The organism is Yoonia sp. KMU-150 (assembly GCF_056858355.1).
The window spans coordinates 1-25522 of record NZ_JBXEQF010000003.1 but is presented as its reverse complement, the minus strand read 5'-3'; the positions used below and the strand labels follow the sequence as shown (position 1 = coordinate 25522).

The following is a 25522-nucleotide window of genomic DNA, read 5'->3' as shown; positions in this document are numbered from 1 at the left end:
AGGCGAGATGCCTCCCGCTACCCCCCGTACCCCCCCGGGTTCTGGGACTGCCAGTCCCAGGTGCTTTGCGCCATGTCGTGCAGGTCGTGGGTGGCTTTCCAGCCGAGTTCGGCGTGCGCGCGGGCGGGGTCGGCCTGCATCGCGGCGATGTCGCCGGCGCGGCGCGGGGCCACCTCGCAGGGGATGGGCTTGCCGCAGGCGGTCTCGAAGGCGGTGACCATCTGGCGCACGGAATAGCTTTGCCCGGTGCCGATGTTGAACGCCCGCGCGCCGGTATGATCCAGCGTATAGTCGAGGGCCGCCACATGGGCGCGGGCCAGATCGACCACATGGATATAGTCGCGCAGGCCGGTGCCGTCGGGGGTGTCGTAGTCGTCGCCGTAGATCTGCAGCACCGGCTGCTTGCCCACCGCCACCTGTGCCACGAAGGGCATCAGGTTGCCGGGCGTGTCGGAAGGGTCCTCGCCGATGCGCGCGGACGGATGCGCGCCCACCGGGTTGAAATAGCGCAGCATCACCGCGCAGGCGTCCGCATGGGCGGCGCACCAGTCGGTCAAAAGGCTCTCGGCGGCCAGTTTCGTGCGGCCATAGACGGAGGTGGGGTTGGTCGGGTGATCCTCGTCGTAGGGCAGGTATTCGGGGTCGCCGTAAACGGTGGCGGAACTGGAAAAGATGATCCGCCGCACATCCGCCTGGTCCATCGCGTGCAGCAGGGCGCGGGTGCCGCCGACGTTCACGTCATAGTATCCCAGCGGGTCGCGCATGCTGTCGCCCACCGCCTTGAGCCCTGCGAAATGCACCACCACGTCGGGGGCGAAACCGTCCATCACCTGGGTCAGCGTCACCGGGTTGCGCACGTCGCCGTCGACCGCGGTGACGGTGCCGTTGGACAGCGTCCGCACCCGGTCGAGTGCCACGGGCGAGGAGTTGCAGTGATTGTCGAGCACGCAGACGGTATGGCCCTGACCCAGAAGCTCCAGCAAGGTATGGCTGCCGATATAGCCGGCGCCGCCGGTCACCAGAACACGCATGATGATTAACCCTTTTCCGTCCCCTGCGTTCTAGGAAGCGCCGGGCGATGTTGCAACGCCTGCCTGCGGGGAATTGTCCCGAAGGCGGGTCACGTCAGGTCGGTCCGCGACGGCGGGCTGCACGGCCGGATCACGCCAGCGCGTTTTCCAGTAGGCGCTGTGCCGTTTCGAAATCCTGCGGCGTGTCGATGTCGATGTTTTCGCGCGGATCGTCGCACAGCACGGCGCGCGAGCCGGCATGATAGAAGCTGCGGGTGTCGCGCAGGACATCCGCCCGCACCAGATAGAGCGCGCCGTTGACCATCACGGTCTGCGGCAGGTCCTGGGTGCGCGCGCCCAGATGGTCGGGAAACAGCGGTGTGACGGATCGGTCCGCGCTCATGGTGAACATATGATAGGGCGGGGTGTCGACGGGGGCGACCCCGATCACCGAGGGCACGTCGGCATGGGCGTCCAGCAGGGCCGTGGCCTCTTGCCAGCGCGCGGTGACACGGAACGGCGAGGTCGGCTGCAGCAGGGCGATCCGGTCATAGGGGCCGTGGGCGGCCTCGGCCTGGTCCAGCGCGTGCAGCGCCACGTCGACGGAGGTGGCGGTATCATGCGACAGCACGGCGGGGCGCAGGCCGAAACTTTCCGCCCCGGCATCGGTGGCGGCGGTCAGGATCTCGGTGTCGTCGGTGGAAATCACCACCCGATCGAAAAGCCCGGTGCGCTGCGCGAAGAGCACCGTCCACTGCACCAGGGGGCGTCCGTGAAACGGCAGCACGTTCTTGCGCGGCACCCGTTTGGAGCCGCCGCGCGCGGGGATCAACGCCAGTGTCCGTGCCATGGTCGGTCCTTTCCTTGCATCAGCGCTTGCTTGACAATTGCAGGTCCTTATACGACGCAACCATGGGTGCATAGGGGCAACGAGGGTAAACTGCGGGATGTCGGCGACAGCGCCTTGTCTGATCGTTTTCGGGGCCGGTGGCCATGCCGCCGTGGTGGTCGACGTGGCCCGTGCGATGCATCCTGACCGCGAGATCCATCTGTATGATCATGCCGCCGACCGGGCCCCGGTGCTGGGGCTGGACGTGGCCGCGGGGCTGCCCGATCCGGCGCTGCTGCCGCCGGCCCGGTGCCGGACCGTGGTGGCGATCGGCGATTGCGCCGCGCGCCGGCAGGTGGCCCGCGATCTGGAGGCGCGCGGCTATGTGCCGGACATTCTCGTGCATCCGCGCGCCACGGTCAGCGCCGCGGCCACGCTGGGCCCCGGCACGGTGGTCTGCGCGGGGGCGGTGGTGAACCCGCGGGCCACGGTGGGCGCGGGGGTGATCGTCAATACCGGGGCCATCATCGAGCATGATTGCAAAGTGGCCGCGTTCTGTCATATCAGCCCCGGAGCGGTGCTGGCCGGCGGTGTCGTGCTGGGCGCGCAAAGCTGGATCGGCGCCAATGCAACCATCAGGGAAACCAGCGTGATCGGGGCCAATGTCGTGGTGGGAGCGGGCAGTTTCGTGGGCAGCGCCCTGGCCCCCGATGCCACCTATGTCGGATCGCCCGTGCGCCGCGTAAAATGAAGGCCCGCGCCGCGCGCAAAATGAAAGCCCGCGCGGTGCGCAAAATGAAAGCAAGTGATCAATGACCGTCTTTTTCATCGCAGAAGCAGGTGTGAACCATAACGGCGATCTGGAGACCGCCCTGCAGCTGATCGACATCGCGGCCGGTGCCGGGGCCGATGCGGTCAAGTTCCAGACCTTCAAGGCCTCCAGCACCGTCAAGCCCGGCACGAAAACGGTGGACTACCAGAAGACCCACACCGCCGAGGACAACCAGCACGCGCTGCTGCAGCGGCTGGAGCTGAGCGAGGCCGATCACGTCACGCTGGCGGCGCGCTGTCGCGAAAAGAACATCGAGTTCATGTCGACCGCCTTCGACCGGGACTGCGCCGATTTCCTCAATTCCATCGGGATCCAGCGCATCAAGGTGCCCTCGGGCGAGGTTACCAACCTGCCCTTCATCAAATACCTCGCCGCCACCAACCTGCCGATCATCCTGTCCACCGGCATGGCCACGCTCGACGAGATCGCCGATGCGGTGGCGGCCATCAAGCAGGTCCGCGCGGACAAGGGGTTCCCCGAACCCTTTGCCGATATCGTGTCGATCCTGCATTGCACCAGCGCCTATCCCACGCCGCCCGAGCAGCTGAACCTGCGCGCGATCCACACGCTGCGCGACGCCTTTGACTGCCCGGTGGGCTATTCCGACCATTCCGGCGGGATCGAGGCGGGCTATCTGGCGGTGGCGCTGGGGGCCACGGTCTATGAAAAGCACTTCACGCTGGATCGCACGATGCCCGGCCCCGACCATCAGGCCTCGCTCGAACCCGGTGAGCTGACCCAGATGATCGACAACATCCGCCGCGCCACATCCATGCTGGGCACCGGCGAGAAGGTGCCGCAGCCCTGCGAGGTGCAGGCCCGCGATCTGGTACGCCGCAGCCTTTATGCCGCCCGCGACATCGCGGCGGGCCAGACGATCACCGAAGACGACATCGCGATCCTGCGCCCGCCGCACGGGCTGGCGCCCAAGCATCACGACGCGCTGGTGGGCCGCACGGCCGGACGCGCGATCGCGGCGGGCGATCCGTTCGCGGACGGCGATCTGTGACGGCCGCACCGCTGCATATCGCCTATCTGTCGGGCACGCGGGCCGATTTCGGGCTGATGGCCCACAGCCTGCAGGCGCTGGACGCCGATCCCGGCATCACGCTGGAGGTGGTGGCCACGGGTCAGCATCTCGACCCCGCCTATGGCGATACCATCGCCGATATCCGGGCCAGCGGGCTGACGGTGAACGCGCTGGACCCGCTGGCGATGACCGGGGCGGACGGGGCCGAGATGGCCCATGCGGTGGCCGGGCAGACCGCCCAGATCACCGCGCATTTCAGCGCCCGCAGGCCCGATCTGGTCATCCTGCTGGGTGATCGGGGCGAGATGCTGGCGGCGGGTCTGGCGGCGGTGTTCCTGGGGATACCGGTGGCGCATTTCCACGGCGGCGACCGGTCCGGCACGGTGGACGATCAGTTGCGGCAGGCGATCACCGGTCTGGCGCATTACCACTTTCCCGCCACGCCCGGCGCCCGCGACCGGCTGATCCGCATGGGCGAGGTGCCGGCCCATATCCACATGCTGGGCGCGCCGGGGCTGGACGAGATCCGCGCCTTCGTGCCCGATCCGGGGCTGCGCGACGCCTTGGGCATCGGTGCGGATGACCCGCTGGCCACGGTACTGTTTCACCCCGTCGTGCAGGATGCCGCGCTTGCGCAGGACCAGGCGCAGACCCTGATCGAGACCGTGGCGCGCAGCTTTGCGGGCACCGTGGTGGTGCTAGCGCCCAATTCGGATGCCGGGGCCGCCCGGATCGCGGCCTATTACCGGCAGGCGCAGGACTGGCTGGCGGCACAGGACGGGTTGGCGGCGCAGTTCATCTGGGTCACCCATCTGCCGCGCGCGCAATACCTGTCGCTGATCGCCGAGAGCGACCTGATGCTCGGCAATTCGTCGTCCAGCATCATCGAGGCGGCATCGCTGCGCACGCCGGTGGTCAACGTGGGCGACCGGCAGACCGCGCGCGAGCGCAACGACAGTGTCTTCGACTGTCCGGTCACCGGTCCCGAGATTACCGGGACGATCAGCCGGGCGCTGGCCTATGACGGGCTTTACGACAATCTTTACGACCAGGGCGGCTGTGCGGCGCGTCTGGGGGCTGTGATCCGGTCTCTCGATCTGTCATCCGCTATTTTGAAAAAACGATTTACATATTAGATTCAAACGCATCGGAAGGCGACGACAAGATGATAAAGCAGAACCAGATTGCGACGGTCACGGTTGACCAGACGATTATGGAAGCGATTCAGGTGCTTGACAAATCGGCGCTGGGGATCGCGCTGCTGGTCGATGGGCAGGGTCTGTTCCTGTCCACCGTGACCGATGGCGATCTGCGGCGGCAGCTGATCGAGGGGGCGACGCTGGAGACACCGCTGTCCGCATTCCCGCCGCATCAGGCGATCGTGGCCGACGAGACCGCCACACCGCAAAGCCTGCTGGCGCTGATGAACGAGAACACCATCAACCAGGTGCCGGTTTTGGATACCACGGGCAAGCCGGTGAACATCGTGCACCGCGCCGACATCCACGCCCCGATCCTGCTGTCCACGCCGCATCTGGGCGAGGAGGAGCTGGAGTTCGTGAACGAGGCGTTCCGGTCGAACTGGATCGCACCCGTCGGGCCGCATATCGACGCCTTCGAAAAGGAAATCTGCGCCCATGTGGGGGCCGGTGCGGCCTGTGCGGTCAGCTCGGGCACCGCGGGTCTGCATCTGGGGCTGCGGCTGCTGGACGTGGGCCCCGGCGATACGGTCTTCGTCTCCGACTTCACCTTCATCGCCAGCGTGTCGCCGATCGCCTACCAGCATGCCACGCCGGTGCTGATCGATTGCGAGCCGGACAGCTGGAACATGTCGCCGCGCGCGCTGGAGCGGGCCTTTGCGGCGGCCAAGGCGGCGGGCCGGATGCCCAAGGCGGTGATCGCGGTGGGGCTTTACGGGCAAAGCCCGGACATGGATCCGATCCTGGAAATCTGCAACAGCCACGGCGTGCCGGTGCTGGAGGATGCCGCGGAATCGTTGGGGGCGACCTACAAGGGCAAGTCCAGCGGCACCCTGGGCCGGATCGGGGTCTATTCGTTCAACGGCAACAAGATCATCACCACCTCGGGTGGCGGCATGATCGTCAGCGACGACCCCGCCCTGATGGCGCGCGCCAAGAAGCTGTCGACCCAGGCGCGCGAACCCGAAATCCACTACGAGCACACCGAGATCGGCTATAACTACCGGATGAGCAACATCCTGGCCGGTGTCGGCCGGGGGCAGTTGCGGGTGCTGGAGGACCGTGTCGCGCGCCGCCGCGAGATCAACGAGATCTACCGCAAGGGTCTGGCCGATATCGCCGGTGTCGCCTTCATGCCCGAACCCGAGTGGAGCCATTCCAACCGCTGGCTGTCGTGCATCACATTCGACTGCGACCCCGAAGACAACGTGCCGGGGCGGCTGACGAAACACCTGCAGGGCGAGTTGGTCGAAGTCCGCCCGCTGTGGAAGCCGATGCATATGCAGCCGGTGTTCCAAGGCACTGAATTCCACGCCCATGACGACGGCAACGCCGCCGTGTCGCGCCAGATCTTCGGCACCGGCATCTGCCTGCCGTCGGGGTCGAACATGGCCGATACCGATGTGGAGATGGTGATCGACGCGATCAGGGATGCGGCCGCGGCGGTCCTGCCGGGCTGAGACGCCCGGCCCGGGTGCGGCCTGTCAGACCGCCTGCCGCCGTGGCCGCCCTGCGGCGGGGGCGGGGGCCGTGGTCTGCGGGATCAGCAGCGTGGTCAGTGCCGCGCGCGTGGCCTCCTGCATCTGCCGGGGGGATTGCACGGCCGTCGCGTCGAAACTGGCGAAGACCCGCGCCCAGCCGTCATCGAAATGCGCCGTGGTCGCGGGGCCGAGTGCGGTCAGCGGCTGATCGGTCATGTCGGGCACCAGCCCGGCGGCGACGAACCCGTGCGGGTCATGGCCCAGCCGGTCCAGATCGCCCGCATAGACGGTAGGTGTGCCCGCGTGCAGCAGTTCGACCGCGATGCCGCTGCCGGGGATCACCACCAGATCGCAGCCACGCGCGAAATCGGCCACGTCGCTGTCGGCGTCGCTGATGGAGATGCGCGGATCGGTGCACAGCGCGCGCAGGTCGGCCGTATCCTGGGGATGCCGGCGCAGCACGATGCGGGTCACCTGCGGGTGGGCGCAGAGTTCGGCCAGCCGTCGGGTCACCGCGGCATGTGACCAGACCCGCGACAGGCATTTGCCCACGGTGCCGATGGTCTGCGGATGGCGGATCGGGTCGGGGCCGGTGGCGAAGGCCGACAGGATGCAGGTCGCCCCGCCGACCGGCCCGCGATTGCGATAGGCGGTCAGGCTGGCCTGGTTGGACAGCAGCGACAGGTCGAATTTCAGCGGCGGATAAAGCGGCGAGATCGGCGCGTGCTGGCGATAGATCGCGGCCAGACCGCAGGCCTGTGCCGCACAGCGCAGCCCCACCTGCATCGGGCTGTGATCGTTGGCCACGATGACCCCGCGCGCCTGGCAGCGCGACAGCTGCGCGGTGAAATGCACCCGTGCGGCCGCGGTCAGCAGCAGCTGTGTGGCCAGCAGCGTGTGGCTGCCGCGCCAAGGCGCCAGGGTCCGGGACAGACCCGCGATCTGGCGCAGGCGCAGGCCCGCCCGGAGCCGCGCGCCAAAGCCCGCGCGCCGGTGCGCGTGATACTGCACCAGCGGCGTGTCATCCAAGATGGCGCTGACCTGCGCCAGCACCCGCCGGTTATTGCGCGTGGGGCCGTAGAACAGCACGTCGGCCCTGCGGTCGCAGTGGCGCAGCTGCGGATGCACCAGCACCGCGGCGACGATCGCAAGCCCCCGTGTGGGCGCAAAGCGGATCAGCCGCGCGAACAGGCGCAGGCCGATCTGGACCAGCGGGCTTTTGCGGCGCAGCTCCTTGTGGAAATCGACATAGGTCGCATCGCCCCACAGGGTCGCGATGTCCATGAACATCTGGGTATCGCTTGCGGGGTGTCCGGCGGCAGGCAATTGGAAAGGTCCTTGTCAGGGGGCACTGTGCGGGACCTGGGAGAGAGGCGCATACACTTGCACCCACGGGATAAAATACGCTAAGAGCCAATGCAAGAACATCGTCTAGAACATCCGGATTACGAGCACAGACATGCTTTTGAAGCGCCTGACGGATGTGGTTCTCGCGGTTGTTCTGTTCGCCCTTCTGGTCTGGTTCATCCCGCTTGTCGCCCTGCTGATCAAACGCGACAGCGCCGGTCCGGTGTTCTTTCGCCAGACCCGTGTGGGCCAGCATGGCCGCCTGTTCGACTGCATCAAGCTGCGCACCATGAAGGTCGGCACGGCGGGCATGGGCACCCACGAGATCGGCACTGCGGCGATCACCGGGTTCGGCCGGCTGCTGCGCCGTACCAAGCTCGACGAACTGCCCCAGATCTGGAACGTGCTGCGCGGCGAGATGTCGTTCGTCGGGCCGCGTCCGTCCCTGCCGATACAGGACAAGGTGCTGGAAGAACGCAGGAAACGCGGCGTGATGGCGGCGCGTCCGGGGGTGTCGGGGCTGGCGCAGATCCACGATGTGGATATGTCGCACCCGCGCCGGCTGGCGGCCTATGACGCGCTTTATATCCGGCGTGCGTCGTTTTGCCTGGACCTCTATATCATCGTCATGACGGCGGTGGTGGGCTTCAGGCCCGGGGCGCTGGGACGCGCGCGCGCGGGACGCGGCTGAGTACCCGCGCGCGGGGCAAAATCAGCGGTGCGGCGCGCGCAGCCGGCGGCCGATCCGCCGCAACACGGTGCCTGCGGCGTAATGGGCGAAATAATAGGCGCTGCGCAGCGGGCCGAGGTTTTCCATCCGGCGGTAAACCGCCCAGGTGCCCGCCGCCGCACCGATCTTGTTGGACGACAGCGATCCCGACAGCCGCCGGTAGGTGGCCAGCGTGCCCGGCACCGCCCGCGCGGTTCCGCCGTCCCGCAGCAGCCGCAGCCAGAGCCCGTAGTCCTGCCGCTTGCGTGCGGGCGGCATCGTCACCCGGCCGTAAACCTGCGTGTCGTACATCGCCGTCAGGCAGCCGATGACATTGTGCCTGAGCAGGGCCTGGTAATCGGTGGCGGGCGGCACCGCCACATGGGCCCGGAGGCTGCCGTCCTCATTGATGATGTCATAGGCGCCATAGCTGAGTCCGGTCCCGGTCTGGCGCATCATCGCGCATTGGCGGGCCAGCTTGTCGGGGTGCCACATATCGTCGGCATCCAGAAAGGCGATGAAGCGGCCGCGCGCGGCGGTGATCGCCCGGTTGCGGGCCGCCGCGGCCCCTGCGTTGTCCGGCAGGCGGTCGAGGACGATCCGCGGATCCTCTGCAGCCATGGCCTGCAGGACAGCCCATGTGCCGTCGGTCGAGGCATCGTCGACCACCCGCCATTCCCAGTCGTCCAAGGTCTGCGCCCGGATGCTGCCCCAGGTCGCGCCGATGAACCGGGCGCAGTTGTACGCCGGGGTCACGATTGTCACGAGGGGCGGGGCAGGGGTCATCGGTGGCCGTGCGGTGAAGATCGGGGTCAGGTGGCCCCTGCGGGGCCGCCATCCCGGCGACCTACATGCCCCGGCGCAAAGATGCAAAGCCCCCCGGCGACCGCCCGCACGTCCCGATATGTCGTCCGGGTACGCCGACGGGGGCAGAGGCAATCTGTTCATTGCCGCGACGCTCCGGTATCATCGCCGGTGACGTGCCCGCGCGCAGGGGGCCGGGCGGCACGAGAGGGTGTTTCATGACGATCAGCAGCGCGGTCCGGGTGCGCAACGCAGGTGGCCTGTGACGACGCAGGTGGCCCCCTACCGCGCCCGGCTGCGCGAGGCGCAGGGTCTGTTTCGCGCCAAGGAGCAGAGCCGCGCCTTCGAACTGGCCCGCGGGCTGCGCGCGGATTTTCCGCAGGCCGAGGATGTCGCGGCCTTCTACGGGGCCGGTGCGCGCTATATCAACGGGGCGATGCGCCAGAGCTTGCGTGACGAAAATTACGACATGACGATCTATTACGCGCGCATGCTGCTGGACGATCCGACCCATGCCACGCCTGCCCGCGACGCGCTGCTGGAGGCGGCCCGGGCCGGGCGCACGCCGCAGGACCGGGTGGCGCTGCTCTATCCGCTGTGCCGCGACGATCCCGGAGCGACCCGCTACTGGAGCGAGATCGCCCTGTGCGTGGGTGACCTGCCGCCCGACGACGCGGCCATCGCGATCGGGTTCGACGTGCTGACGGTCCTGCCGGGGCACCGGCTGGCGCTGGACGGTCTGGCCGGGCTGGTGGCCCGTCAGGCCGCCGCACCCGCGCCCGCTGCCGCGGAGGGCGACCCGTGAGAGAGGACCTCGATCCAGAGACGATCGCGCGGTTCAGAGCCTTTCTGGAGCCGCATCTGTCCGCCGCCGCCGCACCCGACACGGCAGAGGGGGAGACCGGTGGAGAGGCCGGCGGGGCCGCACCGGACGGCACGGAGGCGGGGGTCGCGCCGGATGCATCCCCGCGCCGCGCGGCCTATGCGATCCTGCGTGCCGAGGCGGTGCGGCAGGCGGCCGGTCTGCCCGCCCCCGCCGCCTATCGCCTGCGGCTGGCGGCGGAATATGCCATCCAGGATGCCGAACGCGCCACCGATCCCCTGCCGCGGACCGGCGAAGCCCCTGCCGATGTCTGGAGCCTGCTCGACCCCACGTCGCAGCATTATGCGCTGGATGCCGATCCGGCTGCGCCGCAGGCCCTGTCGCGTCCGGCGCAGGCCATCGTGCAGGGCCGCGGGACCGGGCGCGTGCGCGCGCACCACCGGTCGCTGACCGGGCGGCTGACCATGATCCTGAGCCTGTGGCTGCACGGGCTCAACCGCGAGGCGGCACAGGACCGGATCGGCTATGTTTGGCTGGTGATGGACCCGCTGATCCAGATCATCGTGATCTGTATCGTGCCGCTGTTTCTGCAGCCCGAGAACGTCTACGACATGGCCACTTTCCCCTTTGCGGTGATCGGTGCCTGTTTCTGGCTGGTGTTCCGGGTGTCGGCGATCGGGGCGCTGTCGGGAGGCGGGGTGCTGAAACCGCAGCTCGAACATCCCGCGATCCGCCGTTTCGACATCATGGTGGCCCGGTCGCTGAACGCGCTGATCAACTATTTCATCGCCGGATTCTTTCTGCTGGGCATGGCGATGTTTCTGGGGATGACCGAAGGGCCGCAGCATTTCCCGCTTTTCATGGCCTGCTTCCTGACCAGCTGGGTGATGGGGATCAGCTATGGCACGGTGCTGAATTCGCTGGTCCAGCTTTATCCCGGGCTGCGCCGGATCAATGCCTATGTGCTGCGTTTCATCGGCCTGATGTCGGGGCTGTTCTATGTGCCCGAACAATTGCCCGAGCAGCTGGCCGAGGTGATCCTCTACAACCCGCTTCTGCATCTGGTGCAGCTGGCACGGACGTTCTGGTTCGTGGAATACACCACCTATGACGCCAGCGTGCCCTATATCTTTTTCTGGGCGCTGGTGCTGGCACTGCTGGCGCTGGTCTGCCTGACGATCGACGAAAAACGCCCCGACACGGTGCGCGCATGAGTGCGGTGAGCTTTCACGACGTGTCGCTGAGCATCCTGCAGGGCGGCAAGCGGCTGCCGGTCGTGGCCGGGGCCAGCCTGTCGCTGCCGCCGCGCACGCTGGCGCTGATCGGTGAATCGCGGCTGGCGGCGGTGGCGGTGATGGACATGCTGTGCCGCAGGCTGGTGCCGCAGCAGGGCGAGATCGTCTTCGGCGGCGCGGTGTCCTGGCCGATCGGCCATCCGGGGCCGTTTTCGGTGGCGGTGACGGGGATGCAGGCGATTTCGCATTTCGCCACCGTTTACGGCTACGACCGCAATCATGGCGTGGCCTTCATGAAGGCGGAATTCGCGGCCCCCGCGCTTTTGACCCGGCCGATGTTCACCTGGCCCAAGACACTGCAGGCCCAGTTCGGCATGCTGATGGCGCTGATTCCCGATTTCGACGTCTATATCGTCGACACCAATCTGATCATGCCCGACGACATCGCCTTTTCGCAGCAGTTCCTGAAGCTGTTCCATCTGCGCCGGCAGGGCTGCACCACCCTGATCACCGCCCGTCAGACACGGGTGCTGCAGGCGCTGTGCGACGGCGCGCTGGTGGTGGCGCGCAAGCGGATGTATGTGGAAAACGACCTGGATGCGGCGCTGGCGATCAGCAACAGGATCGTTCTCAACGACACCGCCGAAGAGGCCGACAGCGCGGACGACGGCGACGACCTGCTGTTCATTTGACGCGCCGCCGCAGCGCGCGCGTCAGTCGCCGGCCATCCGCCGGCGTTCCATCTCGCGGCGCATGTTTTGGGCCGCGGAGGGGGCCAGCAACTGCCGGTTCTGCGCCACATAGGCCGCGCGGCTGTCCTGCAACCGCTGCCAGACCGGGCCACGGGCGGCGAAATCGCGGATCCGATCCTGCAGCGCGGCCCCGGTTTCGGCCACGCTGGCCACGCCCATGTCGTCGAGCCGGACCGGCACGATCCCGTCGTTGAAATTGCACGCGATCACATCTGTGCCCAGCAGGGCGGCCTCGAGCCCCACGTTGGAGAACCGGGTGATCATCACGTCCGCCGCGATCAGGGTCTGCGGCAGGTCGATCCGGTCGAGCGCGAAGACGCCCCGATGGCGCGCGCACAGATCGGCCAGATATTCGGGATAGCCCGGTTTGGCCGTCGGATGCAGCCTGATCCCCAGACGGGTGTCGGGCATCTCGTGCAGATTTTCCGCCACGCTTTCGATGATCAGCCGGTCCTCTTCGAGAAACGGCGAGCAGGCAAAGACCAGCAGGCGCTTGTCCTGCATGTCGACGATCCTGCGCACGGCGGTGCGGTCCATCTTGCGGGCCGCCTGCTGGACCAGACCGACCTTGGCGCAGCCGGTCAGCACCGCCTGGCCGGGGGCCAGCCTGAAGTAATCCTCGAACAGTTTCCTGGACTGGGTCTCGATGGTGAACTGCACATCCGCCAGGGTGGGCTTGTAGCGCGACCGGGGGCCGACGAAGACGGTCTGCACATCGAAGCTGTCGATCCGCGCGCTGCGCGCGGCCAGCGTGGCGACCCGCGCGATATAGTCGCGCCCGGGCAGCAGGGCCACGGCATAGGGCGACCGGTCGGCCACGATCCGGGCGGTCAGCGCGCCGGCACGGATATGCTTGAGCACCCGGTCCCCGAAGAACAGGCCCAGTTGCCGGTGTGCGCACAAAAGCAGCGCGGTCTCGATCAGCGACAGCGGCTCCTGCGCCTGCACCTCGCGCACCAGCAGCGGCAGGGTGATCTGGCGCAGCGTCGGCGTGCTGCGCCGCAGGGGCGACCACAGTTCGAATGCAGGCGCATAGATCACCTCGTCGTGCCAGTCGCTGAGCACGGTGTCGAAGAAGCTGAGCACCTGGTTGCGATCACGCTGGCCGGCGGTGGGGACGAAGACCACCCGGCCGGTCTTTTGCAGCTCGCGCCCCAGTTCGATCAGATCGGTGCGGTAGTTGCGATCGAAGTTGCGCCCGATCAGCAGGGCGGTGTCCCGGGGCGGCACCGGGGCGTCGTCGGGAATGCCCAGGGCCGCGACAAGGGCGGTGCGCAGCGGATCGACAGAGCTGCCCTGGACCCCGTCGAAGGTCTCGGCCAGCAGATCGCGGGCCAGCGTCGCGGGCGTGGTGGCCGAGGCCAGCGTCGTCAGCGGTGCCACCAGCGATGTGGGTGCGGTGATGTCGAAGGCGCGCAGCCCGGCCAGCCAGGCGCGGGCCAGTTCCGGGGTGCCCGCCACCAGCGCGGTCTGCCGGGCGGGGGCCTCCTGCAGCCGGTGCAGCACGCTCCAGAAGTCGATGCAGGCCGCGAACAGCAGGTCGTCGAGTGGCAGTTCCAGCGCCGCCAGCCAGGCCTGCGCCTCGTGCGGGCCGATCAGGTCGCGCAGGCCGGTGATCAGGCGGTGTGCCAGGGCTGCGGTCAGGGTGCTGAGCCGGGTTTCGGCATCGCTGTAGATCGGGACCCGCTGGTCGGTCATCAGCCGGGGCGCGACCGCAAGCCCGGCCGGCGTGGCCCGTCCCAGACGGGCCGGGGGCTGCGTGCGCAGGTTGCCGGCTCCCATCAGCGTGATGTCGGGGGCGGTATCGTCAGGCCCGTGTCCCAGCAGACCCAGCGGCACCCGCCCCGAGACGATCCAGCGCGTGGACTGCTCCATGGCGCGCCGGGCGGTTTCGGGCGCGCTGTCCGCTGCCGCGGGCGCGGATGCGGGGCGCGGCCAGGTGAAGGCCTGCAGCAGGCTGATTTCGGCGGTCTGGAACGCGTGGTCCTCCTCGATCTCAAGCGGGTGCAGCAGGGTGCCGGTGCCGCGCAAAAACAGCTGCACCGCCAGTCTTTCGGCTTCGGGCAGCGGCCCGTCGTCCCGGGACAGATCGGTCAGGGTCTGCGTGAACGCCGGTACGGGAGCAAGATCCGGCACGATCAGCAGCACCTGTTTGAGGGCGGCGTAGTCGCGCGTGTTCAGCCCCTGCGCGATGAACCCCAGACAGATCATCGCAGAGTGTTCGGGGGCCGCGGTCAGCCGGTTGCGCAGGGTGGAATAGAGCGGCCTGATCGCATCGTTGCGGATCTGCGGCACGATGTCGTCGGGCAGCAGGGTGTCCAGATCGCCCTGCAGGCGCAGGGCGTCCAGCACCCGGTCGACAAAGGCGGGCGTGTCGATCCGGTCACCCGCCGCATCCGGACGCCAGCGGTGCCGCAGCCTGTGGAGCAGCGCCCGGGTCCGCCCCACCGGCAGCATGACGCTGCGCAGGTCGATCCGGCGGTCGATATCGGCCTGCAGCGTGGCAGTCAGTGCCGCATCCTGCGGGGCGGCCAGGAAGCCGGGACCGGGCCGTCGTTCGAGCAGGGTCACGATATCGCAGGCCAGGGCCTTGCGCGGGGCCGGGCGAAACGCATGCGACAGGCTTTGCGTCCAATACGGCAGATATTGTTCGCGCGGGTTGCGCCAGCGGCGCGCGGTATCGCGCAGCCGCATGGCAGAGCTGCGCCGCCGCCCCGTGTTGCGCACCGACAGCCCGCGCCGGGCCGGGTGTCCGGGCAGGAAACCGGCCCAGACCGCCGGTTGCCGGAACTGGACCACGGCGTGTGCGCCCAGCACCCGCACGAAGGTGCGGCTGCCGGCGTCGAAAAGACGCGCGGTCTGCAGTTGCGCGGGCGATTGCCGTCCCAGCATCTGCCGGTTGCTGAGCGCCTGCGTGGTGAAGAACCGCAGCGGCAGGGCGATTTCCGTGGCCAGCCGCGCCTGCACGCGGGTGTTCCGGCGCAGGCCGATCTCGCCCAGCCAATGCGGCAGGGCCTGTTCGTGCGGCGGTCGCCACAGGCGTGTCGCGGCCTGCCAGCGGGCGTGCCAGGCGGCCGGTTGCACGGCCGCGCGCGCCGACCGGCGCAGGGTCTGCCAGCCGCGGCTGGCCACGGTCCCGCCTGCAAGCAGCCCTTGCCGGCGCAGGGCCGTCCGGGTGCCGGGCAGGCTGCGCAGCAGGGCCTCCTGCCGGGGCGGGCGCGGTGTCGCGGTGGTCTTGGCCAGCCGTCGTGTCATATCGGCCTGGCCCGACAGGCTGGGCCAGCCGGGATGTCCGCCGCTGGCGCGCAGGGCCGGTGTGCCAAGATAGATGACCGCCCGGGGTGCCGGCAGGATCCGCAGCGCCAGTGCGATTTCGGCGGCCAGGCTGCGCTGTTCGCGCAGGTTCCGGCGCAGGCCGATTTCGTTTTGCCAGTAGGCGACGCTGCCGCGATGGGCCGGGTGCCAGCGCCGGATCAGCCGGGCGGCCAGTGCGCGCCATCCGGCGGGCGACAGGTGCCTGTCCGACCGGTGCCGCAGGGTTTGCCAGCCTGTCGTCAGGGTCTGCCGTGCGCGCTGTGCCGCGGTCAGGCGCCGGTCGCGGAGCCGCTGCCGCCGCAGGGACCCGCGCGCGCCCGACACGGTACGCAGCACGACGGCCGGGGCGATCCGTGCCCGGGCGCGTCGCGGTCCGGTCAGGGTCAGGGCCCGCCGGACGCTGTGCGCGGCGGAAACCGGCAGCGTCGCCTGCGGGTCGGTCAGCATACCTGCGGCTTGCAGCGGTGGCAGCAGGCGCAGGGCCAGGGCGGCCTCGGTGGCGGGGGCTCTCTGATCGCGGATGCTGCGGCGCAGGCCGACGGCATCGAGCCATTCGCCAAGAGCCTGTTCGCGCGGTGCGCGCCAGCGGCGTGTCGCTCCACGGGCAAGACCGGCCCACCAGCCGCGCCGCAACACGGTTGTTTGCAGGCGTCGGCGGATGGCGCGCTCCGGTGAGGCCGCCGGAGCGGGTGGCGCTGCGGGTGCTGCGGGTGTGGACAGATAGGCTGTCGCATGCGGCACGAGCCGCGCGGGCAGGATCGTGTCGATGACCCGGTGGCGATGGGCATGCCGGTTGCGGTGCAGCCTGCCGTCCTGCAGGGCCACCGCCAGCGAAAGGGCCCGGGGGTCCTGCCAGCGGCGCAGGGCCTGCCGCCAGTGATCTAGCCTGTGCGTGCGCCGGGGCGGTGCCGCGACGGGCCCCGCCGGTGCGGGCGGGCGTTCCAGATAGGCGGCGGTGCGGGGCGTGGCCGCAAGCCGCAAGGGGGCTGCCGCGGCGATGGCCGCCTGCCGCTGGGCCTGCAGATTGCGGGGCCGGTCGCCCCGCGTCAGCATCCCGGCGGCAGCCATGTGACGCGGGTCCTGCCAACGCCGCCGCAGGCTACGGCCCTGCGCCGCCCACCAGCCGGGGGTCAGCAGCGTGGCGCGCAGCGGGTGGTGCGGAGTGGCGGGTGTTGGCGTGACTGTCAGGGCGGGGCTGTCGGCGGGTGCTTCGGGCGCGGGCAGATAGGTGACCGCATGCGTCAGCGGGGCCAGCCTGTGGTCCAGGACCTGCAGCACCGCCAGATGACGCTGGACCCTGACATTGCGGCGCAACCCGGTGCTGTCCAGCGCGCGGGTCAGCGAAAGATGCTGCGGGTCCTGCCAGCGCCGCCGCAGGCTGCGACCCTGTGCCGCCCACCAGCGGGGGGCCAGCAGCGTGGCGCGTAGTCCGGTGCCGATCCGCGCGACGATCCGGCGGGGCGACAGCGGGTCGCGGGTCGGTGCTACAGGGTTTTCCGGCAGGGCGATCCGGTCCGGCACACCCGCCCCGCCGCGATGCCGCAGTGCGGCCATAAGCGCCCGCGACCGCTGGGCGCGGATATTGCGCTGCAGCCCGGCCGCATCCATCTGCCCGCCCAGATCGGCCAGTGTGGGGTCCTGCCAGTGCCGGGTGCTGCGCCGCAGATACCCCCGCCAGCTCTGCAGGGCCGGATCGGCGGGGGCGGGCCGCAGGGCGGGCCTGCGGGCAAAGCGCGGCAGGGGCGCGCCGGGCGGAACACTGCCGGGCACCACCGCCATGTGCCAATAGGGCGAGAAAAGCGTGCGGGGCGGGGGCGCGTCACCCCCTCTGTCGCCCAGAACCAGCCTCGACCGGCCACCCTGCGGCAGCGTCAGGTCCAGCTGTGCGGCGTCGCGGGCGACGCCCTGTCCGTTCCGCACCGCGGCCCGGCCCTGTGTCACGCAGGCCAGCGCCAGATTGCGGGCGCGCCGCCCGCCCCCGCCCCGCGCCACCGCGTCCAGCCAGGTGCCGAGCGCGAATTCCGCCGGGTCGCGAAGCGAACCGTCGGCCGGATCAGGCGGCACGGGGCGGGGGCTGCGGCGGAACATCGGGTGGCGCGATGCGTGGCGGGATCAGGACAGCACGACGGCTGCCGGGGTATCGGATGCGCGCAGGGTCTCGGAGTGCGGGCCGGGCAGGCACCAGCCCTGTGCGGGGTCGACGATCTGGCCGTCGTCGTCGACATAGCGCGACAGCAGCAGGGCCACGATGGCGATCAGCGCAGCGGCGTCCAGCGTCCGGCGACGCTGGAACGCCGCGATATCGGTGGTCAGCCCGTAGCCGGCCCAGAACGGCCGCCCGGTCACGATCACCCGGTGCCCGGCCAGGCAGGCGATCAGCCCCAGCGGCGATTCCCGCACCACGACGGTGTCGCAGGTTTCCAGATGCGACAGGAAGGCGCCGATGACTTCGGTATTGTACCACGGCTCGAACAGATGGTCCTGAAACAGGGTCTGTTCGGCCCCTTCGGCATGGGTCCGTGCCACTTCGACCAGATCGCCGTTGTCTTCGGCGCTGGCCGAGGAGGACAGCGTCCGGTTGCCGTTGGCCACGATCAGGCAGCCGCTGCCCGCAGGTGTCATCGCGAGGTTTTCGTGCAATGCGGCACCGTCCTGCAGCAGGGCGTCACGGCCGTCCAGATCGAAGCTGTCCAGAAAGATGTCGATTTCCGTCTGCCGGCGCGCGCCCAGCCAGGCCCCCATCGTGTCGATCAGGAACCCGATCGCCAGCTTGCCGTCCTTTTCCAGCGCCGGCAACGGGGCGTAGGAGGCGTTGAAGACCGTCACGTCCAGCCCGTTGGTCACCGTGTCCACATGCCGCTTGGGCGCGCGGTCGAAGACCAGCAGCGCCATGTGCCGCTTGGTCAGTGCCGCGCGCAGTTCGGCCAGATGCACGTTGGGCGGGGCAAACCGTTTTTCGTATTCGGGGTAGGCGGCATCGAAAAGGTCCCACATATCCTCTTCCAGGCCGAAGACCACCGCGCGGTAGGGGGCCTTGGGAAAGCTGCGCAGCGACACCAGCCGCGAGGTCCGCAGCCCGGTCGCATACTGGAACCGGCGCCACAGGAACAGGGGGCCGCGGATGACCCGGGCAAAACGCTGGAGAAGGGAAGCCATGATCGGAACCTCGTGTTGTCTTTAGCGGTGCCGGCGCGTCATGCCATCAGATGCGGCGGTAGTCACGGATAATAGTGCGCAGCAGCACCAGCACGCCGAAAAACAGCAGGGCCGCGACGAAGACCACCAGCGTGTGAAAGACCGGGCGCGGGAAAACCCGTTCGCTGGGCAGCGACGGGTCCGAGATCAGCAGCAGGTATTTCTGTTGCTGCAGGGCGACCTGGCGCGCGGTTTCCAGCGACGACATCGCGATTTCGAGGTTCCGGTCGGCGAATTCCACCTGGGCGGCCAGCCGTTCGAATTCGTCGATCTTGAGCGACAGTGTCGTGGCCGACGGCCCCGCCAGCCGGTCGCGCGCATTGTCGAGCTGGCCCAGAAGCACGTTGCGCTGGTCTTCGAGCGCGCGGATGCGCGGGGCGAAGCGTTCCGGCGAATCCGCCTCTTCCAGCAGCGAGATGTCGGAATTGACGGTCGAGAGTTCCATTTCCAGATTGGCGATCAGCCCCTGCAGGGTGGCGGCCTGCGACATCGGGTCGAACGCGCCGTTCTCGTTGCGCCAGGCGGTCAGGGTGCTGCGGGTCTCCAGCAGGCGGGCCTGGCCCTTCTCGACCTCGGATTCGTGGAACGACACCTGGTCCTGGATCGCCTGCGTGTTGATCTGGTTCACGAAGCGTTCGAAGATATCGAGCAGGGCCGCCGAGATGTCCTGCGCCACATGCGGATCGAAGGCGGAGACCTCGAGTGTCACGATGTTTTCGGTGGTCGAGATCCGCGGTTTGACCATCCGGGTGTAATAGCGCAGCACGTTGTCGGCCGACGTGGTGTCATGCAGCCGGGTCAGCCAGTCGCCGTTGGGGGCGGCGTAGTGTTCGCGAAACCCGTAGCTGTCCTCCAGTGCGGCCAGCGCATCGCCCGACTGGATGAAGCGGCGCAGGGTGTAGATCGAATTGGGCTCGCCGCTGGCCACCCCCAGCGAGGTCATCAGCCCGGCCAGCCCCGCCCCCGAGCTTTGTTGCCGGTCCTCGATGGCGAATTGCGCCTGGCTGCGATAGAGCGGCGCCTCGGTGCGCAGCGCATAGCTCAGCGCCAGGGCGGTGGGCAGGATCACCACCAGCACGAACATCACCCGGGCGAAGGGAAAGCTGCGGGGCAGGGTGACGTCGCTGCGGACAGAGGTGGCGTCGGCCATGGGGGCTCACAGTTCTGGAACGGGTCCTGACAGCATATCAGGGAATGGCGTAGGTGATCTGTTTTTCTGCATCCGGCAGCGGCAGGTCGACGGTGCGCCCCTCGCGCGCGGCATAGTGGAAGGCGGCGAAGACCTCCATCGTCTCCAGCGCCTGTGCGATACCGCTTTCGGTGGGGCTGTCGGAAAACACGTCTTCGATAGTGGCGATGGCATAGGCGATCAGATCGGGCGGGCTGGTGTCGAAGGGCGCATCGACCAGCGGCAGGCCGTACATCCGCAGGGATTTGTCCTGATCCTCGGGGCGGCGGTGGCGGAAGGTCCAGGTGCCGCCTTCGGTGGTCCAGGCCACGATGCCCTTTTCGAAGATGAATTCGGTGCTGGCCACGATGCCGATATCGTCGCCCAGGTCGATGATCGCGCGCTTGCCGCCGGGATAGACCAGCAGCGCCGTGCCACCGGGGTCGAAGAACTGTGCGCCGCGGTTGTCGGGCGGGGTCTCGGCGCTGAGCACGCCCAGCACCTGCTGCGGCAGGCCGCCCAGCAGGTTGTTGCACAGGTCGATCCAGTGGGTGCCGACGCAGCCCATCGACCCGCCGCCCATCTTGATGACGACCGACCGCAGCGCGCCGGTGCGCGGATCGCCGTCCAGCGCCTTGAGCGCCGCGGTATTGGCCGAATAGCGCCGGCCGTGGTTGACGATGATGCGCGCGCCTTTCTCGCGGGCCAGCTTCTGCAGCGCCAGACCGTCCGCGACGCTCTGGCTGAGCGGCTTTTCGATGATCAGCCGGGTCTTGCCGGCCATGATCAGCTGCGTGGCGGTGGACACATGGTGGTCGGCGGTGGTGCAGATCGCGTAGGCCTGCGCGTCGCTGGCCAGCACATCGTCGAAATCGCGGGTGTGCACGGCGGCCAGGTCGGGTTCCTGCGCCACCGCCCAGGGGGTTTCCCCGGGATCGAAGATCAGTGCCAGCTCGTGGCCCGATTGCCGGATCGCCTGGGAAAAGCGGTGCCCCATGCGGCCCGCGCCGATCAATGCGATTTTTGCCATATCAGGTGTCTGCCTTGTAGTTCGCGATGGGGTCATAGACGCGGCGCACCGCGTCAAGCTGCTGGGCTGCGGTCACCAGCACGGGGTCGGGTGTGGCGGCCAGGAAGGCTTCGGTCTGGCGGTAGAGACCGGGTTTGAAATCGGCGTCGATCTGGCCGTCGATCGCGACCGTCTGGGCCTGGAAGCTGCCGCGCGGCATCACCGCAAGCTGCTCCATCGGGCGCAGGATCAGCCGTTCGTCGGGCAGCACGATCTCCAGCCCCCAGCGGCCCGGGCCGCGCCAGTCGGCGTAATAGCTGAACTGCGCGCCGGACTGCGTGACCCCCATGCCGCGGAAATCGGCCCCCGCGGGATGCCAGGGCAGGCTGCCGGTCACAGTATTGGTCATGGTGTCGGGAAAGCCGCACAGATGGAACGCGAGGTCGATCACGTGGCTGGAATTGGCCAGCACCCACCTGTCCTTGATCGGGGCCGGGGTCGGCAGGGCCGCGATCCGGGGGGCATCCTCGCAGAATTCGAAATTCACCGACAGGATGGCGTCGGCGGCGGCGATGCGGCGGCGCGCCTCGATCACCGAGGCGAAGAACCGGCGGTTGTAGGCGATGGCGACGAAGGCACCCGCGGCTTCGGCGGCGGTAACGACGGGGGCCAGTTCCGCGGCGGTCAGGCAGCCGGGCTTTTCCACCAGCACCTTTTTCACACCCGCCTGCACCAGTTGCAGCGTGGCTTCGGCCAGCCGGTCCACCGGCAACGCCACGATGGCCGCGTCGGGTGTGGGCAATTCGGCCAGCGCCCGCGCCAGCCCGTCGGTGGCGGCGGTCATGCCGTGGGTTTCGGCCAGCGGGACCGCTCGGGTGGCGCTGGTGGCCACGATCGTGACCGGCCCCGTGTCCATCGCGGCCAGCACCTTGGCGTGCAACGCCGCCATCGGCCCTGCACCAATCAACCAAATCGACATATGTGTGACCCCTTCGGCCTTGTGAATATCTTCTGAAATACCGGCGATCCGCCGCGGGGGCCTATATACACCGCGGTCCTGCGGTCACAACCCGAGCAGGCTGCCGCGAGCCGCGATGCCGATGAATTTGTCCAGCTCGGTGACGATCGCATTGGCCACATAGACCAGATCGTTGTTGCGGATGTTGATCTGCTGCAGCCAGAAGAAGGAATTGGGGTCCAGAAAGCTGATCTGATAGACCACCGGCACGCCCGAGGGCGTCACCTTGAGCTCCGTGCCCGGCGGCAGCAGGCTGCGCGCGGTGTGTTCGCTCTCGAAGCGGAAAATGAAGACCCCGCCGCGGTCGGCGATGCTTTCCGACAGGCCACCGGCCAGCGACAGCGCCCCCGCCACGGTCTGGTCGGCGAATGTGATCGGATATTGCCCGGCACTTTGCACCGCCCCCAGCGCGTTGAAGACCTGCGGTTCGCTGAGTACGAACAGCGTGTCGCCGGGCAACACGTAGATGTTTTCGGAAGGCACGTTGATGATGGTGCGCAGCGGCACGGTTTCGATCTCGTCGTTGCGCACGAGGCGGATCACCGCCTCGGATTCGGAGACCTGCATCCCGGCCTTGGCCAGCACCGTCAGCAGCCGGTCGCCGCGCGGCGACAGGTCGATCTGCCCGGTGCGGCTGGCCTCGCCCAGCACGGTGGCGGTGTTGACGGTGGATTCCACCGTGCTGACCAGCACCTGCGGCTCGATGGCGCGGTCCGACAGGGCCCGCTCGATGGCGCCGCCCAGGGCGCGATGGGTGTTGCCCGCCGCCCGGAACCGGCCGCCGAAGGGCACCTCGATGGATCCGCTCTGGTCGACGACCTGCGGCGGCAGCGCCACCTGGCGCGCACCCGACAATTCCCCCGAGGAGCCGTTGGAAAAGAGCCCGTTGGGCGCGCTTTCGAAAATCGTGATGGTCAGCACGTCGCCCACCGCGATCATCTGCGCGGGCGGCGGCTGACGGTTGCCGAACCGGCCGCTCAGGCTGGGTTCGCCCTGGCTGGCCAGCCTGCCGACCAGCTCTTCGGTGACCTCGATCACATGATAGTTGGCCCGGTCGGTTTCGGTGTCGACGGCACCTTCGGTGATGCTCACCGCCAGCGGTCCGCTGCCGGGGGCAATCCCGCAGCCCGACAGTGCAAGCCCAAGAACGACGGCAATCAGACGCATCAGCAATGTCGGTTTCCTTTTGCCCGCAGACCCGCTGCCCCAACCGGTTCAGGTCTGCCCCGTGTTTTGGCACAAAGCGTGCAGCCGGTCCACACCTGCGGGCGGCGGGCGCGGTCTTCTGCCTGCGGCTGTGGCGGTCACGCCGGGGCGGGGGCCGGGATCAGACGTCGTCGCCGGGATCAGACGTCGTCCTGCGGCGGGCGGTAGCCGTCGACCCGCGCCGCGATCAGGGCGCGCAGGCGGTCCTCGGCGGCGGCGGCGATACTGGCGCGCACCGCATCGAGCATCGCATCGGTCTGCGCCTGGTCCAGCATCGCCTCCTGGGCGCGCATGATCTTGGGGTGCGGTGTCTTGCGCTGGCTGGCGGTGTCGATCAGCAGTTCCTCGTAGAGTTTCTCGCCCGGGCGCATGCCGGTGATCTGGATCTCGATGTCGCCGTCGGGGTTGGCCGCGTCACGCACCGTGCGGCCCGACAGTTCGATCATCTTGCGGGCGATGTCGATGATCTTCTGCGGCTTGCCCATGTCGAGCACGAAGACGTCGCCGCCCTGCGCATAGGCCCCCGCCAGCAGCACCAGGCGGGCGGCCTCGGGGATGGTCATGAAAAACCGCGTGACCTCGGGGTGGGTCACGGTGAGCGGGCCGCCGGTGTCGATCTGTTTCTGGAACAGCGGCAGCACCGACCCCGAAGAGCCCAGCACGTTGCCGAAACGGACCATGGCGAACTTGGTGTCGGGATGCCGGGTCTGGCGGTCCTGCACCACCATCTCGGCCAGCCGCTTGGTGGCGCCCATCACGTTGGTCGGGCGCACCGCCTTGTCGGTGGACACCAGGATGAAGCGGTTGATCCTGGCCTCCGCCGCGACATCGGCGACGATCTGGGTCCCCAGCACGTTGTTGCGCGCGCCTTCCAGCTCGTTCTCCTCGACCAGCGGCACGTGTTTGTAGGCGGCGGCATGCAGAATGATCTCGACCGCCTCGTCGGCCACCACGCGGGCCACGCGGGATTTGTCGGTGACCGACCCCAGCCGGGTGACGACGCGGATGCCGCGGGTCTCGGCCATGCCGCGCAATTCGCGGTCGATGGCATAAAGCGCGTATTCACTCTGTTCGAACAGCACGATCACGCCGGGGTTGCAATCGACCAGCTGGCGGCAGAGTTCGGACCCGATGGAGCCGCCCGCCCCGGTGATCATCACCACCCGGCCGGCATAGGCGCGGGCGATCTCGGGCGTGTCGAGCGCCACCTTGTTGCGCCCCAGCAGCTGGTCGGGATTGACCGGGCGCAGCGTGGCCTCCAGCCCGCGCCCCGACATCAGGTCGATATAGGAGGGCAGGACCTGCACCTCGACCCCGTCGCTGGAGAATTGTTCGATCAGCGCGTCCTGGCGTTTCTGCGGCACCGAAGGCATCGCCAGCAGGACCTTGGAAATCCGGTGTCGCCGGATCAGCGCGGCGTGGCGCGCGGGATGGTGCACCGGCACGCCCGAGATCACCACGCCCTGCAGATGCGGGTTGTCGTCGAAAAACAGCACCGGGCGCACCTCGGCCGATTGGCGCAGCGCCGAGGCCAGCTGGATGCCCGCCGATCCCGCACCGTAGATCGCCACCGAGGACCGGTTGTGCACATGCGGTGGCCGCTTGGTCCGGCCCAGCAGGCCAAGGGCGGCCAGCCGCCAGCCGACCGTGGCGGCAAAGACCAGCGCGCCGAACACCAGCGCCACGCCACCGGCCTGGGCCAGCCCCAGGATCAGCCCCAGCACCCAGGCGACGACCCCCAGCCCCGTCGCCAGCGCCAGCAGCAGCCCCATGGTCCGGGCGTCGAAACTCTGCAGCTTGACCTGCGGCAGGCGCAAAAGCTGCACGCAGCCCGCCCCGCACAATGCCAGCACCGGGGCCAGCACCCACAGCGGCAGCGCGCTGCCGGGCAGGCGGGTCGTGCCGAACTGCAGCAGGCAGGCCAGACCGAAACAGACCAGAACCGCCAGGATATCGGCCACGAAAACAATGGACTTCTTTGCCGATCGGGGCAGACGGTCCGGCTGGGACAGGAACATGGATCGACCTTGCTCTTTTGGTAAATCGTTGAAACCAATAGTGCGTTTGCAATCGTTTGACCACAGGTGTCTTGTCCGCGCGCGCGGCAGCCCCCGGCACCCGCGGCGGCGTGTTCAGCCGATGGCCAGATCGTCCAGCAGCAGGGTCTTGTCGGTCCCGAAGTCGAGAACCGTGATGCGGAACCCGTAGCTGTTGCCCAGGATCACGTCATCGCCGCTGACGGTGGCGTCGTCGATCAGCTCCTGTGCGGTATAGGGCGGATCGCTATGCCCGTCGGATGTGATGGCCAGCGTATCGACGTCGTCCAGGAAATCGAAGATCCGCTCGGTGCCGATCTGGTCGGTGACAAAGACGAAACGGTCCGCATCCGCGCCGCCGTAAAGCTGGTCGTCACCCATGCCGCCGGTCAGCGTATCGGCACCGTCGCCGCCGAAAAGACGGTCGTTGCCGCCATCGCCCGACAGGCGGTCGTCACCCGCCTCGCCATAAAGGATATCGGCCCCGCCCTGCAGGGGCGGGGTGAAGCTGTAGGGTCGCTGGG

Annotated in this window: 20 protein-coding genes; 8 read left to right on the top strand and 12 right to left on the bottom strand. The window is 68.5% G+C overall.

The features are described 5' to 3' along the window. Positions 1–17: 17 nt before the first annotated feature. On the bottom strand, positions 18–1031 hold the full coding sequence (gene galE, locus AC04PH_RS16600; RefSeq protein ID WP_483066953.1) for a UDP-glucose 4-epimerase GalE: 1014 nt from the start codon (positions 1029–1031) through the stop codon (positions 18–20). Positions 1032–1161: 130 nt separating this feature from the next. Continuing rightward, positions 1162–1860 (bottom strand): acylneuraminate cytidylyltransferase family protein, encoded by a 699-nt coding sequence (locus tag AC04PH_RS16595; RefSeq protein WP_483066952.1) that lies wholly within the window; start codon positions 1858–1860, stop codon positions 1162–1164. A 97-nt stretch (positions 1861–1957) separates the two neighbouring features. Here AC04PH_RS16595 and AC04PH_RS16590 point away from each other — a divergent pair, with 97 nt between their 5' ends. The 4 genes from AC04PH_RS16590 to AC04PH_RS16575 all read left to right on the top strand — a co-directional run bounded on the left by AC04PH_RS16590 (position 1958) and on the right by AC04PH_RS16575 (position 6360). Next, entirely contained in the window at positions 1958–2590 is a 633-nt protein-coding gene (locus AC04PH_RS16590) for an acetyltransferase (protein WP_483066951.1), read from the top strand. A 61-nt stretch (positions 2591–2651) separates the two neighbouring features. Continuing rightward, on the top strand, positions 2652–3680 hold the full coding sequence (gene neuB / locus AC04PH_RS16585; protein ID WP_483066950.1) for an N-acetylneuraminate synthase: 1029 nt from the start codon (positions 2652–2654) through the stop codon (positions 3678–3680). Next, positions 3677–4837 carry a UDP-N-acetylglucosamine 2-epimerase gene (neuC, locus tag AC04PH_RS16580; RefSeq protein ID WP_483066949.1) on the top strand — a complete coding sequence of 387 codons (1161 nt, stop codon included), beginning with the start codon at positions 3677–3679 and terminating at the stop codon, positions 4835–4837. Before neuB ends, neuC begins: the two co-directional genes overlap by 4 nt. 29 nt (positions 4838–4866) lie before the next feature. Then, the gene (locus AC04PH_RS16575; RefSeq protein ID WP_483066948.1) at positions 4867–6360 is read left to right on the top strand and encodes an aminotransferase class I/II-fold pyridoxal phosphate-dependent enzyme; all 1494 of its coding nucleotides are present in this window, start codon (positions 4867–4869) and stop codon (positions 6358–6360) included. 24 nt (positions 6361–6384) lie between these two features. Here the strand turns inward: AC04PH_RS16575 and AC04PH_RS16570 are convergent, their stop codons facing one another. After that, entirely contained in the window at positions 6385–7671 is a 1287-nt protein-coding gene (locus AC04PH_RS16570) for a hypothetical protein (protein ID WP_483066947.1), read from the bottom strand. 169 nt (positions 7672–7840) lie between these two features. On the opposite strand from AC04PH_RS16570, the gene AC04PH_RS16565 reads away from it, so the two are divergent. Next, positions 7841–8419 carry a sugar transferase gene (locus AC04PH_RS16565; RefSeq protein WP_483066946.1) on the top strand — a complete coding sequence of 193 codons (579 nt, stop codon included), beginning with the start codon at positions 7841–7843 and terminating at the stop codon, positions 8417–8419. A gap of 21 nt (positions 8420–8440) precedes the next feature. Here the strand turns inward: AC04PH_RS16565 and AC04PH_RS16560 are convergent, their stop codons facing one another. Next, on the bottom strand, positions 8441–9223 hold the full coding sequence (locus tag AC04PH_RS16560; protein ID WP_483066945.1) for a glycosyltransferase family 2 protein: 783 nt from the start codon (positions 9221–9223) through the stop codon (positions 8441–8443). Positions 9224–9503: 280 nt separating this feature from the next. Here AC04PH_RS16560 and AC04PH_RS16555 point away from each other — a divergent pair, with 280 nt between their 5' ends. From AC04PH_RS16555 to AC04PH_RS16545, 3 genes are read left to right on the top strand one after another with little or no spacing between them, the layout of a single operon-like run. Beyond that, positions 9504–10046 (top strand): hypothetical protein, encoded by a 543-nt coding sequence (locus AC04PH_RS16555; RefSeq protein WP_483066944.1) that lies wholly within the window; start codon positions 9504–9506, stop codon positions 10044–10046. Next, positions 10043–11278: an ABC transporter permease gene (locus tag AC04PH_RS16550; protein ID WP_483066943.1), complete on the top strand. Its 1236-nt coding sequence runs from the start codon at positions 10043–10045 to the stop codon at positions 11276–11278. The genes AC04PH_RS16555 and AC04PH_RS16550 overlap by 4 nt, the downstream gene beginning before the upstream one ends. Continuing rightward, positions 11275–11991, top strand: coding sequence for a hypothetical protein (locus tag AC04PH_RS16545; RefSeq protein ID WP_483066942.1), 717 nt, complete (start codon positions 11275–11277; stop codon positions 11989–11991). The genes AC04PH_RS16550 and AC04PH_RS16545 overlap by 4 nt, the downstream gene beginning before the upstream one ends. 21 nt (positions 11992–12012) lie before the next feature. On the opposite strand, the gene AC04PH_RS16540 is transcribed toward AC04PH_RS16545, so the two are convergent. The 8 genes from AC04PH_RS16540 to AC04PH_RS16505 all read right to left on the bottom strand — a co-directional run. Beyond that, the gene (locus AC04PH_RS16540; protein WP_483066941.1) at positions 12013–17454 is read right to left on the bottom strand and encodes a hypothetical protein; all 5442 of its coding nucleotides are present in this window, start codon (positions 17452–17454) and stop codon (positions 12013–12015) included. 24 nt (positions 17455–17478) lie between these two features. Beyond that, a complete protein-coding gene (locus tag AC04PH_RS16535; protein ID WP_483066940.1) occupies positions 17479–18522 on the bottom strand; it encodes a capsular polysaccharide export protein, LipB/KpsS family in 1044 nt (347 codons plus the stop codon). Positions 18523–18568: 46 nt separating this feature from the next. Then, the gene (locus AC04PH_RS16530; protein WP_483066939.1) at positions 18569–19711 is read right to left on the bottom strand and encodes a KpsE/RkpR family capsule polysaccharide export protein; all 1143 of its coding nucleotides are present in this window, start codon (positions 19709–19711) and stop codon (positions 18569–18571) included. Positions 19712–19748: 37 nt separating this feature from the next. Next, positions 19749–20759, bottom strand: a complete 1011-nt coding sequence (locus AC04PH_RS16525) for a Gfo/Idh/MocA family protein (protein ID WP_483066938.1) — start codon at positions 20757–20759, stop codon at positions 19749–19751. Between the two features lies 1 nt (position 20760). Then, the gene (locus tag AC04PH_RS16520) at positions 20761–21717 is read right to left on the bottom strand and encodes a Gfo/Idh/MocA family oxidoreductase (protein WP_483066937.1); all 957 of its coding nucleotides are present in this window, start codon (positions 21715–21717) and stop codon (positions 20761–20763) included. A gap of 84 nt (positions 21718–21801) precedes the next feature. Continuing rightward, a complete protein-coding gene (locus AC04PH_RS16515) occupies positions 21802–22923 on the bottom strand; it encodes a polysaccharide biosynthesis/export family protein (protein WP_483066936.1) in 1122 nt (373 codons plus the stop codon). Between the two features lie 179 nt (positions 22924–23102). After that, positions 23103–24980: a polysaccharide biosynthesis protein gene (locus AC04PH_RS16510; RefSeq protein ID WP_483066935.1), complete on the bottom strand. Its 1878-nt coding sequence runs from the start codon at positions 24978–24980 to the stop codon at positions 23103–23105. Positions 24981–25094: 114 nt separating this feature from the next. Then, a partial coding sequence (locus AC04PH_RS16505; RefSeq protein ID WP_483066934.1) for a calcium-binding protein occupies positions 25095–25522 on the bottom strand: 428 nt, incomplete at its 5' end.

What these genes read in the sequence shown, in the direction of transcription:
- galE (WP_483066953.1), bottom strand. Translation starts at nt 1,031, where the DNA reads ATGCGTGTTCTGGTGACCGGCGGCGCCGGCTATATCGGCAGCCATACC.
- AC04PH_RS16595 (WP_483066952.1), bottom strand. Translation starts at nt 1,860, where the DNA reads ATGGCACGGACACTGGCGTTGATCCCCGCGCGCGGCGGCTCCAAACGG.
- AC04PH_RS16590 (WP_483066951.1), top strand. Translation starts at nt 1,958, where the DNA reads ATGTCGGCGACAGCGCCTTGTCTGATCGTTTTCGGGGCCGGTGGCCAT.
- neuB (WP_483066950.1), top strand. Translation starts at nt 2,652, where the DNA reads ATGACCGTCTTTTTCATCGCAGAAGCAGGTGTGAACCATAACGGCGAT.
- AC04PH_RS16575 (WP_483066948.1), top strand. Translation starts at nt 4,867, where the DNA reads ATGATAAAGCAGAACCAGATTGCGACGGTCACGGTTGACCAGACGATT.
- AC04PH_RS16570 (WP_483066947.1), bottom strand. Translation starts at nt 7,671, where the DNA reads ATGTTCATGGACATCGCGACCCTGTGGGGCGATGCGACCTATGTCGAT.
- AC04PH_RS16565 (WP_483066946.1), top strand. Translation starts at nt 7,841, where the DNA reads ATGCTTTTGAAGCGCCTGACGGATGTGGTTCTCGCGGTTGTTCTGTTC.
- AC04PH_RS16560 (WP_483066945.1), bottom strand. Translation starts at nt 9,223, where the DNA reads ATGACCCCTGCCCCGCCCCTCGTGACAATCGTGACCCCGGCGTACAAC.
- AC04PH_RS16545 (WP_483066942.1), top strand. Translation starts at nt 11,275, where the DNA reads ATGAGTGCGGTGAGCTTTCACGACGTGTCGCTGAGCATCCTGCAGGGC.
- AC04PH_RS16540 (WP_483066941.1), bottom strand. Translation starts at nt 17,454, where the DNA reads ATGTTCCGCCGCAGCCCCCGCCCCGTGCCGCCTGATCCGGCCGACGGT.
- AC04PH_RS16535 (WP_483066940.1), bottom strand. Translation starts at nt 18,522, where the DNA reads ATGGCTTCCCTTCTCCAGCGTTTTGCCCGGGTCATCCGCGGCCCCCTG.
- AC04PH_RS16530 (WP_483066939.1), bottom strand. Translation starts at nt 19,711, where the DNA reads ATGGCCGACGCCACCTCTGTCCGCAGCGACGTCACCCTGCCCCGCAGC.
- AC04PH_RS16525 (WP_483066938.1), bottom strand. Translation starts at nt 20,759, where the DNA reads ATGGCAAAAATCGCATTGATCGGCGCGGGCCGCATGGGGCACCGCTTT.
- AC04PH_RS16520 (WP_483066937.1), bottom strand. Translation starts at nt 21,717, where the DNA reads ATGTCGATTTGGTTGATTGGTGCAGGGCCGATGGCGGCGTTGCACGCC.
- AC04PH_RS16515 (WP_483066936.1), bottom strand. Translation starts at nt 22,923, where the DNA reads ATGCGTCTGATTGCCGTCGTTCTTGGGCTTGCACTGTCGGGCTGCGGG.
- AC04PH_RS16510 (WP_483066935.1), bottom strand. Translation starts at nt 24,980, where the DNA reads ATGTTCCTGTCCCAGCCGGACCGTCTGCCCCGATCGGCAAAGAAGTCC.